Source organism: Cupriavidus sp. SW-Y-13 (assembly GCF_009793345.1).
Classification (GTDB): domain Bacteria; phylum Pseudomonadota; class Gammaproteobacteria; order Burkholderiales; family Burkholderiaceae; genus Cupriavidus.
Window position 1 is genome coordinate 45,465 of the sequence record NZ_WHLX01000001.1, and the last position, 14,995, is coordinate 60,459.

Consider the following 14,995-nt stretch of genomic DNA (forward strand, 5'->3'; position numbering starts at 1 on the left):
CTGAGTTTTCAGAGTTTGTTGGATTAGAGTGCATTGCGTGCCTCGAAGGCTCGCGGCACGAGGCTCGCGGAAAAAGGGGCTGCGCATGACGCAGCCCCTTTTTCAATTCCGTGGGCGGCTTTCTTGCTCACACTGGTTCGTCGTACGAGCGACGTGGTTTCGAGACGCTGCCAGCCCTTCAGATTCTCCTGTCTGAAAAGCCAAATGCCCGTCTGCGGCAGATCATTTATCGAACGAGTCACCAGTATTTCTATAGAAGATCTGATCTTCCATCGTCTGTTGCAGGTGCTCTTGCAAGAGCGCTGTCAGCTTCAAATCTGGCGCTACATCATTCGGCCACAAGGCTTGATGTCCCGCCCTTCCATTTGACAGGTTCAGGACGAATCGTGAATGATTTTCAAGGATTTCATGTCGAGGAAATGGTTGCACGTATCTGCAACTCCGCCAACACTGCCGAGGCATTTACGTTATATCGATTGGCGGCTCCGCTTCTAAAGGACTACAAATTTGTTTTCGCTTCCGATAGGGGAGGATCACCTGGCTTTGCACTAAACCGAACATTTTCAGCTGGCGCGGCCATTCGTAGCTTGTTCAAAACCGAGCGGGTTATCGTGCTAGATGCGGAAACCGCCTTGGAGATGGAATCTGGACAAGCGACCTATCCGATTGACTACTCCATTTCGCTCGATACAAATGCCATGAGCTACCTTGTGCCACATATGGCAGGTAAGCGGGGCGGTGGCATCCCCGCAGACTTCCAGGAAGTCTTTGAGTTCATTGCGCGGCCTGATGTCCATGTTGATCCAATCCCCTACCTCACGGAAAATTTGCCACGGATCGCAGGTGGCGAGTCGGCTGATAAGATCTTTGATAACCTCAAAGCTTATGAGATTTTGCGTACCATTGATGTTGACTGGTTAAAGTCGAGTGGAGAAGTACGCTCAATCTTGTCCGATCAGGAGTTGGCCGCCACTGCGCAACAGCAAGTGTCCAGGATGTACTTGGACATTGAGGACAGTACGCTGATGGAAGGTCTGATCTCTAGGCACCAGTACCTTTATGCCTGCCTGGTCAAGATCGCGTCAATTCAACTGAAGTCACCGAGCGCAGGGATTGGCAAGAAAATGGCGGCTTTCCTAGAATTCTGTCATTCGACACTAGCCACTATGAGCATCCGGGAGGCAGCTGTTGCTCGGGCATATTTCATCCGCGGGAACGATCTCAAGTTCTTCGGAAAGATTCAAAAAAATTCAAAAAGCGATATCTTGAAATTGCTGCGAAACATGGCTTGGGACATGTGGCATGTTCGGCAACTGGAGCAGTCGATCACATTCGAGCCGAGCAAACAGGCAAGGTACTTCTTCCCTGCATTGTTGACGTTTGACCGCAAGTTTGTTGAGATCATGGATCTCTATCCGCTTAAAGCGTGTGCCTTCAAGATTGGTAGTTCCCAACCGATGCCGTTTTTCGACGGTGACCCATTCAGGCTAATTGCCACAGACGACGAGGACGGCACGTCAGCCGTAAAGAAATACTTTTCCGGCGACGCGATAGCGGCTAGAGAAGCGGTTCGTGACAACGTAAGAGCCAATTTCGCCAGCGTAGTTGCTTCTTTGGAAGCAGAACTCCTTGCTGTGGCGAGCACGTAACGAGCGTGCCACACGACCGTTGCAGGTCGCCAGGATGATATCGTGCCAATTCTTGCGCGATCCTGATCCAGACATGTCTGCTACGCCCCTCATCGACATAAAAAACCTCCAGCAAGCCGCCCTCGCGTTTGGCGAGGCACGCAACTGGGGCAAGTATCACAGCCCCAAGAACCTGGCCATGGCGCTGAGCGTGGAGGTGGCCGAACTGGTGGAGATCTTCCAGTGGCAAACCGAGGAAGAATCGCGCGGCATCATGGCCACCGACGAGCGTGCCCATGTGGAGCAGGAACTGGCCGATATCACGATCTACCTGACGCAACTGGTGACGGCGCTCGGCGTGGACCTTGATGCGGCGGTGCGGGCAAAGATGGAGATGAACGCGCGGAAATACCCGGCGCCGGGTGCCGAGCAGCCGTAGGCGCCGCTGGCTTGGACTTGCGTCTTGCGCAAATCACCTGCCAGTCACATGTCCGAATGCGGGCAGCCGCATCACGCAATTGCAGCTAGACTTCCCCGGATTGCCTCTCGTGGAGAATCGGCCATGGCGGTTAGCAAGGGCGGAGCAAAGGCGGCGACACAGATTCACATCGGTATCGGTGGCTGGAATTTTGCGCCGTGGCGCGACAAGTTCTATCCGGCGGGACTGGCGCAGGCGCGCGAACTCGAATATGCGAGCCGCCACCTGACCGCCATCGAGATCAACAGCACGTACCACGGCACGCAGAAGCGGTCGTCGTTCGCCAACTGGCGCGATGCCACGCCGGACGGCTTCGTGTTCTCGGTCAAGGCGTCGCGCTTTGCTACCAATCGCCGCATCCTGGCCGAAGGGGCTGACTCGATCCATCGTTTCATTGACAGCGGCATTGCTGAACTCGGAGACAAACTGGGTCCGGTGGTGTGGCAGTTCGCGCCGACCAAGCAGTTTGTTGCTGACGATTTCGAAGCCTTCCTGGCGCTGTTGCCGGATTCGGTCGAGGGCGTGACGCTGCGCCACGTGCTGGAGGTGCGCCACGACAGCTTCATGTGCGACGACTACCTGAAGCTCGCGCGCAAGTACAAGGCCGCCACCGTCTTCACCGATTCACCAAAATTCCCGTCCTTTGCCGACCAGACCGCCGACTTTGTCTATGCGCGGTTGATGAATGCGCAGGAAGACATCGCCACCGGCTACGCGGCCAAGGATCTCGATCGATGGGCGGCGCGCGCCGCGGCGTGGGCGAGCGGCAAGGCACCGGATGACCTGCCGCGCGTAGAGACATCGGCGGCCAAGGCGCGCAAGGCGCAGCCCGTGTACCTGTTCTTCATCAACGGCGCCAAGGTCCACGCGCCAGCGGCGGCAGGCGGGTTGCTGGGGCGGCTCGGCTGGACGCCGACGGAGACTGTGCCGGTGAAGGTGGCGGTGAAGATGCCGGTAAAGGCTGCAGTGTCGAAGGCCGCGCCAACGAGTGCTGCGGCGAAGGCGCCTGCGAAGTCGGCCAAGCCATCCACCAAGCCTTCCACCAAGACTGCGGCCAGGACGCCAGCCAAGGTGCCTGCGAAAAAGAAACCTGCTGCGAAGGCCACTGGCCGCGCTGCCACGTAGGCGAGGTGCACCGCGATGCCGGTAGCGTCGATTCACCAGGCCTCGCGCCGCAGTATTTCCCCGGCACAGGCGGGCGCGCCCTACGCCACGCTGCCCCTGGCGCCGGACTGGCTCGACGCGCTCGCCCGTCTGGGCCACGACGCCATGACGCCGCTGCAGGCTTCGATGCTGCCTGCGGCGCTGTCCGGGCGCGACGTGATCGTGCAGGTCAGGCGGGATCGCCAGACGAATGACAGCGACGCCGATAGCGAACTCGCACTGGCCCTTGCCGTGCTCCACCGGCTCGATGCCCGGCGTTTCGATGTCCAGGCACTATGGCTCTGTCCTACGCCAGATGCCGCAGATCGCGTGGCGCGATGCATGCGCGGTCTTGCCCAGTCCGTGGGGCATATCAAGGTGGCGATGCTCTGCCATGGCGCGCCGATGCGGATGCAGATCGACAGCCTGATCCACGGCGCGCATATCGTTGTGGGAACGCCAGGACGCCTGCTCGACCACGTCGACGCCGCGACGCTCGACCTGCGCGCCATCAATACCGTGGTGTTCGACCAGGCGGACACGCTGCTGGAGCTGGGCTATGTCGACGATATCGCCTTCGTTGCCAGCCGCTGCCCCCGGCTGCGTCAGACACTGTTGATGCATGGGTCTGCCGATGCCGACCTGCCGCCCGACCTCGCTCGCCTGGGCCGGCTTTGGATGCGGCGTCCGCACTTGATCAGTCAGCCGGTCTAGCCCGCGTCGGGAATGCTTACAAAGATTCGTGAAAGTCACCCTGTAAGCATCGCCGTTCCTTTGCTAATCTGAACAAACGTGGCCTGACACCCGGGGGCGCAGCAGCGTTGCGCGGCGCAGCGAGACCATTGGGCCACGGCAAAGACTGTTTCCAAGACGGCAACAAGGAGTCGGTGACAATGAAAACCGCACGGCAGGTTCTGGAACACAAGGCATCTCGGGCCATCTACAGCATCCCACCCACGGCCACGGTCTATTCCGCGCTACAGCTCATGGCCGACAAGGGAATCGGCGCACTGCTGGTGATGGAACATCAAAAAATCGTCGGCATCCTGAGCGAGCGGGATTACGCGCGCAAGGTGATCCTGATGCAACGGACATCGCGTGAAACGCTGGTGCGCGAAATCATGACCTCGGCAGTGATCTACGTGCGGGGGGATCAGACCACCGACGACTGCATGGCGTTGATGACGCGGCACCGGATGCGTCACCTGCCGGTCATGGAGGGCGAGGAACTGCTCGGCATGTTGTCCATTGGCGACCTGGTGAACAACATCATCAGCGAGCAGCGCTTTGTGATCGAGCAACTCGAACAGTACATTACCGGCGGCACCCGCTAGGCCACCTCCCACCTTGTGACGAAGCACGCGCCTGGGGCAGGCGCGTGTGGAACGGTGCTGGCGCATGTCTGGTCAGCGAGGCTGCGCCAAATGCTAAGCATGCATATAATTATGCGGTTACTGAATAAGGCCGCAGGGTTTGACGTGCGGCTTGTCCTTTGCCTTAGCTCCCGCTGCCCTGCCGCCGCCCATCTGCATGTCGCCGTCCGCCTCCACGCAAACCGCCCCAGCCTCCCAAGCCGCCCCTGACGCCCCACCAGCCATCCACGACCACGCCGCGATCATGCGCGTGATCGGCGGCATCGTGCTTTGCATCCTGCTGGCCGCGCTGGACCAGACCGTGGTGATCCCGGCCGTGCCGGCCATCGCCACTGACCTGAACGGCTTCGGCCACCTGTCCTGGATCGTCACGGCCTACCTGATCGTCTCCACGGTGACCACGCCGCTGTACGGCAAGCTTTCCGACAGCTTTGGGCGGCGGCGCCTGTTGATGGTCGCCATCACGCTGTTCATCGCCGCGTCCGTGGCCTGTGCCATGGCGCAGTCGCTGACGCAGCTGATCTTGTTCCGGGCGTTGCAGGGCGTGGGTGGCGGTGGCCTGATGTCACTGGCGCAGGCTGCTATTGCCGATGTGGTGGCACCGCGCCAGCGCGGCCGCTACCAGGGCTACCTGGCCACGGTCTGGGCGGTGTCGTCGATCGCGGGGCCGCTGGTGGGCGGCTGGGTGTCGGACCACATGTCGTGGCGCTGGCTGTTCTGGATCAACGTGCCGCTGGGGCTGCTGGCCATGGGCCTTTGCTATCGCGGGTTGTCGCAACTGCGCCCGCGCGGCGGCAAGCCGCGTGTGGACTGGCTCGGCGCCTTCCTGCTGGCCGTGGCCATCGTCGCCTTCCTGCTGGCAATGAGCTGGGCAGGCGAGGCCTTCGACTGGATCTCAATGGAGATGGCTGGCCTGCTGCTGCTCACGCTGGCTGCCGTGGCATTGCTGGCCTGGCAGGAGCGCCGCGCGCCCGATGCCATGCTGCCGCCCCGGCTGTTCCGCAATCGGGCCTATGTGATGGGCGTGGGCGCCTCGGCACTGGCCGCGCTCAATATCTTCTTGTGCATCTTCGCCCTGCCACTGCATTTCCAGTTGGTGCGCGATGCCGACGCGTCGATGTCGGGCCTGCTGGTGGTGCCGTTCCTGCTGTCCACCGTGGCCGGCAACTTCGTGGTGGCGTGGCTGGCGCCCCGGCTGGGACGCATGCGCGGCATCCTGACCGGTGGCTACGTGGCGGCGGCCGTGGGGCTGGTCTCGCTGGCGACGGTGACGGCAGCCGTGCCCACGGCGCTGGTGCTGGTGGCGATGACGGTGGCAGGGATCGGCCTGGGTATGGCGATGGTCGGTACGCTGATCAGCGTGCAGAACGCGCTGGAGCGCCGCGACATGGGCGCTGGCACAGGCGCCCTGCTGGTGCTGCGCTCCTTGGGCAGCGCCGTGGGCGGCGCGCTGGCCGGCACGCTGCTGGCCATGGAGTTCCGTGGCGCCCTTGCCACGGCGGGCGTCACGCAGGCGCTGGATTTGGGCGCGCTGCGCCATGGCAGCGAGGCGATGGCGCAGTTGTCGCCCGCCGTGCGGCAGGTGCTCGCGGGCGGCGTAGAGTCCGGCTTCCACCTGATTTTTGCGGCGGGCGCGGTGGCGGCCATCATCGCGCTGCTGATTGTACGGCGCATGCCGGATCTGGAACTGCGCAGCAGCGTGACCGAACACGCCGCAAAGATTCAGATGGAGTAATTGCCGCTTCGCGCCTCGTTTGATCGCCGTCAAGAGGGAAACGCTCACGCCTCATTACTTTCGCCCATTGGCCTATCACGGCAAACCGATAACGGCGGGAGTGGGATCATGAGCAATGTGTTGTACGAAGCGGACGGCCACGTGTGCCTGGCATTCACGGATCTGGTGGACGAGGGTGAGGGCGAGGCCGTCCAGAGCAATCAGTTCCTGGTGGTCAATAACGGTCATGCCGCGTTGATCGACCCGGGCGGGCAGATGACCTATAACGAGCTCTTCCTGACCATCGCCCGGTACTTCCCGCCCAAGCGGCTCGACTATGTGCTGGCATCGCATGCGGACCCGGACATCGTGGCGTCGGTGGGGCGCTGGCTGACGGCGTCCGACAGCCGCGTGCTGATCTCGCAGATCTGGGCGCGCTTTCTTCCGCATTTCTGCCAGCAGGGCAAGACGGCGGGCCGTATCCAGGCGATTCCGGACGCCGGCATGGTGCTGCCGATCGGCGACAGCCATCTGGTCTGCGTACCCGCGCACTTCCTGCATTCCGAAGGCAATTTCCAGTTCTACGATCCGCGCAGCAAGATCCTGTTCTCGGGCGACCTCGGGGCTTCCATGACATCCGGGGAGGAAGCCGCCATGGTGGTGACCGATTTCGACGCTCATGCCCCGAAGATGCTGGGGTTCCACCGCCGCTACATGAGCGGCAACCGCGCCTGCCGGCTGTGGGCCGCGATGGCGCGGACCATGGATATCGAATGGATCGTGCCCCAGCACGGCCCATCGTTCCGAGGCCGCGAGATGGTCAATCGCTTCATTGACTGGGTGGACCAGTTGCAGTGCGGACTGGACCTGCTCCAACCCGGCCACTATCAGGTGCCGCCGATGCCAACCTGAGCCGACGACGCTCCATGTGGCGTCTTTGCCGCTCCGCGCCATGACGCCTTTTTGCCGAGCGCGTAGACTTGCCTCCATTCCCCTTCGATGGAGCCTGAAAACGATGCCTCGCCACCTGTCCCGTCCGCGAACCTCGGCCCAAGCCGTAAACATCAAGCGGCTCCAGCGCCTGGCGCTGATGGGCGCGTTGGGGGCGGCCGCCATCGCCAGCCTGCTGCCCAGCCCGGCTCGTGCCGCTGGCAAGGGCGTGGAAAAGATCACCGTCTCGGCCACGCAGGGCGGCAACTGTCCGGCTACGCTGGATTTCCGGTTTCCGCGCCTGCAGGACGAATCGCCGCAGAACCTTTGCCAGTACGCCGGCAAGGTCGTATTGGTGGTGAACACGGCGAGCTACTGCGGATTCACGCCGCAGTACGAGGGCCTGGAGCAGTTGTACGCCAAGTACCGCGACCGTGGCCTGGTGGTGCTCGGCTTCCCGTCGAACGATTTCTCGCAGGAGCCGGGCTCCTCGAAGGAAATCTCGGACTTCTGCTACAACACCTACGGCGTCAAGTTCCCGATGCTGGGCAAGTCCCACGTGCGCGGCAACGAAGCCAATCCGATGTACGCGCTGCTGGCCAAGGAGTCCGGCACGGCGCCGAAGTGGAATTTCTACAAGTACCTGATCGATCGCAAGGGCAACGTGGTGGGCAGCTTCAACAGCATGGTCAAGCCCGACGACAAGCAGTTCGTGGCCAAGATCGAGGAACTGCTCGGCGCACGCTGATTCGATTGATCTCCCTATTTCCCCCGCAATAAACGAGAGAGCAGAACGATGAAACTGGTCCGCGTAGGAAATCCCGGTGCCGAGCGCCCTGGCCTGATCGACCGAGACGGCCGCGTGCGCGACCTGTCGGGCGTGGTGGAGGGTATCGGCCCGGATCAGCTGGCGCCGGCCGCGCTGGCCAGGCTGGCGGCGCTCGATCCGACCACGCTGCCCGTGCTGGAAGGCCAGCGCCACGGCGTGCCCTGGACCGGCGTCGGCAAGATCATCGCCATCGGCCTGAACTATGCCGACCACGCCGCCGAGGCCGGCATGCCGTTGCCCGCCGAGCCCATCGTGTTCCTGAAGGCCACGACCTCGCTGAACGCGCCGGACGATGCGGTGATGCTGCCGTTTGAATCGGTGAAGACGGATTGGGAAGTGGAGCTTGGCGTGGTCATCGGCACCACGGCGCGCAATGTCTCGAAGGCGCAGGCGCTGGAGCATGTGGCCGGCTACTGCGTGGTCAACGATGTCTCGGAACGCGAGTTCCAGTTGGAGCGCGGCGGCACCTGGGACAAGGGCAAGGGCTGCGACACGTTCTGCCCGACTGGCCCGTGGCTGGTCACGCGCGATGAAGTGCCCGATCCGCAGAAGCTGGGCATGTGGCTGGACGTCAACGGCGAGCGCATGCAGAAAGGCAGCACCGCGACCATGGTCTTCGACGTGGCGACGGTGGTCAGCTATGTGAGCCGTTTCATGACGCTGGAGCCCGGCGACCTGATCGCCACCGGCACGCCGCCTGGGGTGGGCATGGGCTTCAAGCCGCCGCGTTATCTGAAGGCCGGCGATGTGATGACGCTCGGCATCGAAGGACTCGGCGAGCAGCGGCAGGCAGTGGTGGCTTACGCGCAGCGCTGATTGACGCGTGATCCATTGCGCGGACTGCGCGAGATATCGTCATATGAAAAATAACGGGGAAAATCGGCGTGCTGAGGGTTCCCCGCTGAAACATCGTCTTTCAAAGCGTCGCGTTTGCAAACAAAGCGTCCGTTAAGGGCAACAGTTTTGGGGCCATTTGGGGCGCTTTCGCACGAAATCGGCAATCGGGGTTTTACCCTTCGGGGTCGCGTGAAATACTGTTTCTACATGTCAGCCAAAAAGAGCAAGCCATGTCTGAACACGCCCCCGAAATCGAGTCGATATTAAAGACCGTCTCGATCCGCATCGCCAAGGACGCACCCACGCGTTCGTTCTGCTCCCTGCACGACACGCTCGATTCGCGCGATGAGTTGCAGGACATCCGTCGCAGCATTCACCAGCATCCCGAACTCGCGTTCAACGAAGTCCGCACTGCAGAGCTTGTGGCCAGCAAGCTCGAAGGGTGGGGCTACGACGTGACGCGCGGCGTGGGGGGCACCGGTGTGGTCGCCACGCTGCGCTCGGGCAGCGGCAGGCGCAGCGTCGGCATTCGCGCCGATATGGATGCGCTGCCCATCCACGAGCGCTCCGGGCTGCCGTACGCCAGCGTGCACGAAGGCAAGATGCACGCGTGCGGCCATGATGGCCACACGACCATCCTGCTTGGCGCGGCGCGACAGTTGGCGCGTACTCGCCACTTCAACGGCACGGTCCACCTGATCTTCCAGCCCGCCGAGGAAATTGGCGCGGGTGGCGGCGCGGAGCGCATGCTGGCCGATGGCCTGTTCGAGCGTTTTCCGTGTGACGCCATCTTCGGGCTGCATAACCATCCAGGTGTCGAAGTCGGTACCTTCATGTTCCGCGCGGGGCCATTCATGGCGGCGTGCGACACGGTCAATGTCACGATTCGCGGGAAGGGCGGCCACGCGGCGCGTCCGCATCAATCGATCGATCCGATCCTGGTGGCAGGCAGCCTGGTGATGGCGCTGCAATCCATCGTCGCGCGTAATGTCGATCCGAATGAAACCGCCGTGGTGACCATCGGCACGCTGCATGCGGGCCATGCCCCGAACGTCATCCCCGATAGCGCGCGCATGGAAATCAGCGTGCGATCGTTCAGCGCCGAGGTGCGCGCGTCGATGGAGTCGCGGATTCGCCAATTGGTGACCGCGCATGCCGAGGGGTACGGCGCCACGGCCGATATCGACTACGTGCGCGGTTATCCGGTGCTGGTCAACAGCGAAGCCGAGACCGCATTCGCGCAGCAGGTGGCCGAAGAACTGGTGGGCCCTGAGCGCGCCATCGGCAATTTCCATCGCATCGCGGGTAGCGAAGACTTTGCGTACTTCCTGCAGCAGCGTCCCGGCTGCTTCGTGCGGATGGGCAATGGCGCAAACCAGCCGCTGCTGCACAACGCGGGCTACGACTTCAACGACGAGAACCTGACAGTAGGCGCGGCCTACTGGACGCGGCTCGTGGAGCGCTACCTGTCGGAGTAATCGGGATCGGGCAGGTAGTTGTCTACTTGAAGAACGCGCTGGGCGGCACGCCGAATTGCCGCCGGAACATCGTCGCAAAGGCGCTGGGGCTTTCGTAGCCCATGTCGAGCGCCACGTCCACCACCTTGTCTCCCGCGGCCAGCCGCTGCAGCGCGGCCAGCAGACGGGCTTGCTGCCGCCACTGGCCGAACGTCATGCCGGTCTCGCGGGCAAAGCGCCGCTGGATGGTTTTCGGGTCCACGCCGATCCGCGTGCCCCAGTCCGCCAGTGTCAGGTCCGTGTCGGGGTTGGCCAGAATCTCGTCGCAGATTTCGCGCAGGCTGCCGTCGCCGGGGCGGGGCAGATGCAGCGGCAGGGTGGGCACGAGCTTGACCTCATCGAGCAGCAGCCGCATCAGCCGGCCGTCGCGCGAATCGGATTCGTATTCCGGGGGGACGTCGATGGCCGCGAGAATCAGCTCACGCAATAGCGGGGAGATACCAAGCACCGTGCAGCGCGCCGGCAGGTCAGGCGCGGCATCGGGGCGGATATAGGCCGTACGCATCTGCACGCGGCCCACCATGCGGATCCAGTGCACCGTGCCGCCGGGCATCCACATGCCGCGTGTGGGCGGCACGATCCACTGACCTTCTGCCGTGGACACCACCATCACGCCGTGCATCGCGTGGATCAGTTGCGCGTGTGGATGCTGGTGCGGACGGGTGATGTGGCCTGGCACATAGTCGGCGGCCATGGCCGTGACCGGCATCTCGCTGCGGTCGTACTTGAGGTAGGCGGGTTTGGCCGAATAGGTGTCGGCGCGATCTTCGGCAAGGGGATCGCGCGGGGCATCGGCAGGAAGCGGCAGGCTGCCCGGTGTGCCGTGGTCGATCCATGGCACCGGGGGCTGGACGCGCGGCGATGCGCGACGATCACGTGGCATGTTGCGTGCTGTCCCTGACTGTCCGTTTTGCGAAAGTTGCGGCCCCATTCTCGCAGGACAGGCGCTTGTTTGCCAATTAGCATCACACTTTCCAGAAGAGACAACTGGCCAATGCGCCCCCTGCACCATGAGCACAACCGTCAACCAGGCCCCCCAGGCGCCTAGCGCCGCCGCTGCCCAGCGCGAGGAAGGCACGCGTTTTCGCGTGCTGTACGCGATCAGTTTCGCGCACTTTCTCAACGACATGATTCAGTCGCTGATCCTTGCCATCTATCCGATGCTCAAGGGCGGCTTCAACCTGAGCTTCACGCAGATCGGCCTGCTGACACTGACTTACCAGATCACCGCGTCGCTGCTGCAACCCATCGTCGGCCTGTACACGGACAAGCATCCGAAGCCGCATTCGCTGGCGATTGGCATGGGCTTCACGCTGGGCGGTCTGCTGCTGCTGTCCGTGGCGCCGACCTACGGCGTGCTCTTGGTGGCGGCAGCGCTGGTGGGTACGGGATCGTCGATCTTCCATCCGGAGTCGTCGCGCGTGGCGCGCATGGCGTCGGGCGGCCAGCATGGGCTGGCGCAGTCGATTTTCCAGGTGGGCGGCAATGGCGGCAGCGCCATGGGGCCGCTGCTGGCTGCGTGGATCGTGCATACGCAGGGCAGCGTGGCGTGGTTCTCGCTGGCCGCGATCCTGGCTATCGCCGTGCTGTGGCAGATTGGCGGCTGGTACGGACGCCATCTGGCCGAGCGTGCCGCAAAGAAGAAGGCGGCGGCGCCGGTGGCCAAGCTGCCGACATCCACCGTGGTGCGCGCCATCGCCGTGCTGCTGATGCTGATTTTCTCGAAGTACTTCTACATGGCGAGCCTGAACACGTACTACACGTTCTATCTCATGGAGAAGTTCGGGCTGCCGCGCCAGACCTCGCAGATCTACCTGTTCCTGTTCCTGTTCGCCGTGGCGCTGGGCACTATCCTGGGTGGCCCGATCGGTGACCGCATTGGCCGCAAGCGCGTGATCTGGGCGTCGATCCTGGGCGTGGCGCCGTTCACGCTGATGCTGCCGCACGCCAACCTGTTCTGGACGGCGGTGCTGACGGTGATCATCGGCTTCATCCTGGCGTCTGCGTTCTCGGCCATCCTGGTGTTCGCGCAGGAACTGATCCCTGGCAAGGTCGGCATGGTGTCGGGCCTGTTCTTCGGGTTTGCGTTCGGCATGGGCGGCATCGGCGCCGCAGTGCTGGGCGGCCTGGCCGATGCGCATGGCATCCAGACCGTCTACGCGCTGTGCGCCTACCTGCCGCTGCTGGGACTGCTGGCCGTCTTCCTGCCGGATCTGCGCGAGCGCGCCCGCGCGGCCTGACGGGCCCCGGCCGGGACGGGATGGGGAGCACGCCTGTCAGGGCGTCGACCTCCGTCCCGGTTTTGCGGCATCATGGCGGGCATGAAGTCCGCCGTGCCCCCGCTCCCCACGCCCGCCATGTCCTCCCGTCCCGCATGCACCCACTGCCTTGCCCTGGCCGATGACTCGCGCCGGCGCGAGCCGCATCCCTGCCTGGCCCTGCGCAATACCGCCCCGCTGGTGAGCCAGAGCGCCGCTGGCGTGCCCTTCAGCATGATGTCGTTCATCTGCCGCGAGTGCGGCACCTCCTGGCGTCTCTACGATCGCGCCAACGAATTGTTCGTGTCGTGGGTGCCCGAGCATCCGCTGGTGCGATAGTCCGGCCTCGGGTGCAATAGCCGATCGGCTAGAATGGCGCCCGTCCTATACCTCTCCACGCCCCACCGCCCATGGCCGCGCTCCGATTCCTGCCGCTGGTTGCCACTGCAATTTCCGCCACCTTCACCGTCTGCGCGCCCGCCGTGGCCGCCGACAACTACCCGAGCAAGCCGATCCGCATGATCGTGGCCTATCCGACTGGCGGCATCAGCGACGCCGTGGCGCGTGCGCTGGGCGAGAAACTCTCGCTGCAGATGGGCACGTCGGTGGTGGTGGAAAACAAGGCTGGCGCTGGCGGCTCGATCGGCATCGATGCCGTCGCCAAGGCCGCGCCTGACGGCTACACGCTGGGCTTTGCCTCGACCAGCCCGCTGACGCTCAATCCGCACGTGGGCCGCGTCAACTACGATCCGCAGCACGATGTGGCCCCCGTGATGAGCGTGATGTACTCGCCGGTGCTGGTCGTTGCCACGCCGAGCTTCACGGGCAAGACGTTCCAGGATGTCATTGCCCAATCCAAGGCCAAGCCGGGTTCGGTGCGCTGGGCGACTTCGGGCCTCGGCACCGTGGGTCACGTGATGCTGGAGCAGATCAAGGCGAAGTCGACGGCCGACATCACGCTGATTCCTTACAAGGGTGCCGGCCAGCAGATGAACGACGCGCTCGGTGGACAGTTCGAGGTCATGAGCACGAACGCCAGCCCGATGCTGACGCAGCACATGCAGGCCGGCCGCCTGCGTGCCGTCGCCGTGGGCGCGCCCAAGCGCCTGGAAGCACTGCCGAACGTGCCGACCTTCGACGAACTGGGCTATCCGAAGGCCAACCTCACCTCGACCTTCGGCATCTTCGCACCGGGCAAGACGCCGGCCGCCATTGTCAACCGGCTCAATGCCGAACTGAACAAGGCACTGGCCGAACCCGAGGTGCGCGAACGCCTGCTGCGCGGCGGCGAAGTGCCCACGGGCGGCACGGCGGCGCAATTCTCCGCGGCCATCCGCACCGAATCCGCCGAGAACGCGCGCATCGTCAAGGAAGCGGGCATCAAGGCCGACTGAGACCGGATCTTTCCGGCGCGAACTCAGCCCTCAGCCCTCAGACGTAGTCCAGCCGGCTGCCCATCCGGTAGACGTTGCGCAGCATCACGCCGTTGAACGGCCACAGGCCGAGCTTGGTCCGCACGCGGGACAAGTGGCTGTCGATGGTGCGCGCCTGCTCGTCCATGCCGGGGTTGTGCCAGACCGCCTCGGCCATCATCTGCCGCGAGACAATCGCGCCGAGGTGGCGGAACAGCAGTAATGCCAGCGCATACTCCTTGGGCGATACGGTGACGCGCACATCCCTCACCCAGACCTCGCGCTGACCTACCCGAAACCGGAACTTGCCGCAGACCAGCGGATCGGGAACGTCGGTGAAGGCATCGCGGAACACCGGCGCCGCGCCCAGGCCGGCCACCGCGGCGCGCCGACCCAGCGCCTCGATGCGAGCGAGCAGCTCGGCATGCCGCGCGGGCTGCGGCACATAGGCATCGGCGCCAGCAATGAGGCAGCGCGCCACCACATGCTCCGCATCGCTCTCGCCCAGCATCATCACCGGCACGCCGTGGCCCAGCGTGCGGCGAATCCAGTCCAGCAGCTTGTCGGCGTCGGTGCCCACCACGTCGCGGTCCAGCAGCAGCATGTCGTAGGGCTCGCGATGCATCGCCTCGACCATGCTCTGTCCGCAGCGAAAGCGCGCCACGCTGTGCCCGCCCGGATGCAGGGCGCGCTCCAGCACCATGGCCCGCGCCGGATTGTCTTCGAGCGCTGCAATCTTCAAGATCGGTTTCCTCGCTTGGGTTGGTCCTGCCGGAGAGGCCAGGTAATGCGGGCCATGGTAGGGCCGGCCACCTTGCGGAAGAAAGTAAACATTTGTGCCCGACGCAAAAATGAGCATCGTCTTATATGGTTTAG

Annotated in this window: 14 protein-coding genes and 1 pseudogene; 13 read left to right on the forward strand and 2 right to left on the reverse strand. The window is 63.7% G+C overall.

Translation table 11 applies throughout. The annotated features are described in order from the left end of the window. Window positions 1–386: 386 nt before the first annotated feature. From GA566_RS00195 to GA566_RS00240, 10 genes and pseudogenes are all read left to right on the forward strand, one after another. The gene (locus GA566_RS00195) at window positions 387–1,649 is read left to right on the forward strand and encodes a hypothetical protein (RefSeq protein WP_370459249.1); all 1,263 of its coding nucleotides are present in this window, start codon (window positions 387–389) and stop codon (window positions 1,647–1,649) included. Between the two features lie 73 nt (window positions 1,650–1,722). After that, window positions 1,723–2,067 (forward strand): nucleotide pyrophosphohydrolase, encoded by a 345-nt coding sequence (locus tag GA566_RS00200; RefSeq protein ID WP_160471110.1) that lies wholly within the window; start codon window positions 1,723–1,725, stop codon window positions 2,065–2,067. Between the two features lie 123 nt (window positions 2,068–2,190). After that, window positions 2,191–3,021 (forward strand): annotated as a pseudogene (locus tag GA566_RS00205) (DUF72 domain-containing protein); the annotation flags it as partial. 225 nt (window positions 3,022–3,246) lie between these two features. Further along, window positions 3,247–3,963, forward strand: a complete 717-nt coding sequence (locus tag GA566_RS00210) for a DEAD/DEAH box helicase (protein ID WP_160471113.1) — start codon at window positions 3,247–3,249, stop codon at window positions 3,961–3,963. A gap of 179 nt (window positions 3,964–4,142) precedes the next feature. Then, the gene (locus tag GA566_RS00215; protein ID WP_137925831.1) at window positions 4,143–4,583 is read left to right on the forward strand and encodes a CBS domain-containing protein; all 441 of its coding nucleotides are present in this window, start codon (window positions 4,143–4,145) and stop codon (window positions 4,581–4,583) included. A gap of 283 nt (window positions 4,584–4,866) precedes the next feature. Next, on the forward strand, window positions 4,867–6,357 hold the full coding sequence (locus GA566_RS00220; RefSeq protein ID WP_137925869.1) for an MDR family MFS transporter: 1,491 nt from the start codon (window positions 4,867–4,869) through the stop codon (window positions 6,355–6,357). 108 nt (window positions 6,358–6,465) lie between these two features. After that, window positions 6,466–7,248 carry an MBL fold metallo-hydrolase gene (locus tag GA566_RS00225; RefSeq protein ID WP_137925830.1) on the forward strand — a complete coding sequence of 261 codons (783 nt, stop codon included), beginning with the start codon at window positions 6,466–6,468 and terminating at the stop codon, window positions 7,246–7,248. A gap of 103 nt (window positions 7,249–7,351) precedes the next feature. Beyond that, the gene (locus tag GA566_RS00230; protein WP_370459250.1) at window positions 7,352–8,014 is read left to right on the forward strand and encodes a glutathione peroxidase; all 663 of its coding nucleotides are present in this window, start codon (window positions 7,352–7,354) and stop codon (window positions 8,012–8,014) included. A 48-nt stretch (window positions 8,015–8,062) separates the two neighbouring features. After that, window positions 8,063–8,911: a fumarylacetoacetate hydrolase family protein gene (locus GA566_RS00235; RefSeq protein WP_160471114.1), complete on the forward strand. Its 849-nt coding sequence runs from the start codon at window positions 8,063–8,065 to the stop codon at window positions 8,909–8,911. A 251-nt stretch (window positions 8,912–9,162) separates the two neighbouring features. Continuing rightward, window positions 9,163–10,410 (forward strand): M20 aminoacylase family protein, encoded by a 1,248-nt coding sequence (locus tag GA566_RS00240; protein ID WP_160471116.1) that lies wholly within the window; start codon window positions 9,163–9,165, stop codon window positions 10,408–10,410. Window positions 10,411–10,432: 22 nt separating this feature from the next. Here GA566_RS00240 and GA566_RS00245 read toward each other — a convergent pair whose 3' ends face one another. After that, window positions 10,433–11,332, reverse strand: a complete 900-nt coding sequence (locus GA566_RS00245; RefSeq protein WP_137925827.1) for a helix-turn-helix domain-containing protein — start codon at window positions 11,330–11,332, stop codon at window positions 10,433–10,435. 127 nt (window positions 11,333–11,459) lie between these two features. On the opposite strand from GA566_RS00245, the gene GA566_RS00250 reads away from it, so the two are divergent. The 3 genes from GA566_RS00250 (at window position 11,460) to GA566_RS00260 (ending at window position 14,101) form a co-directional block, all read left to right on the forward strand. Beyond that, on the forward strand, window positions 11,460–12,689 hold the full coding sequence (locus GA566_RS00250) for an MFS transporter (protein ID WP_137925826.1): 1,230 nt from the start codon (window positions 11,460–11,462) through the stop codon (window positions 12,687–12,689). A 72-nt stretch (window positions 12,690–12,761) separates the two neighbouring features. Then, on the forward strand, window positions 12,762–13,046 hold the full coding sequence (locus GA566_RS00255; protein WP_137925825.1) for a hypothetical protein: 285 nt from the start codon (window positions 12,762–12,764) through the stop codon (window positions 13,044–13,046). A 71-nt stretch (window positions 13,047–13,117) separates the two neighbouring features. After that, window positions 13,118–14,101: a tripartite tricarboxylate transporter substrate binding protein gene (locus GA566_RS00260; RefSeq protein ID WP_160471118.1), complete on the forward strand. Its 984-nt coding sequence runs from the start codon at window positions 13,118–13,120 to the stop codon at window positions 14,099–14,101. Window positions 14,102–14,138: 37 nt separating this feature from the next. Here the strand turns inward: GA566_RS00260 and GA566_RS00265 are convergent, their stop codons facing one another. Beyond that, window positions 14,139–14,861, reverse strand: a complete 723-nt coding sequence (locus tag GA566_RS00265) for a response regulator transcription factor (RefSeq protein ID WP_137925823.1) — start codon at window positions 14,859–14,861, stop codon at window positions 14,139–14,141. Window positions 14,862–14,995 lie beyond the last annotated feature (134 nt).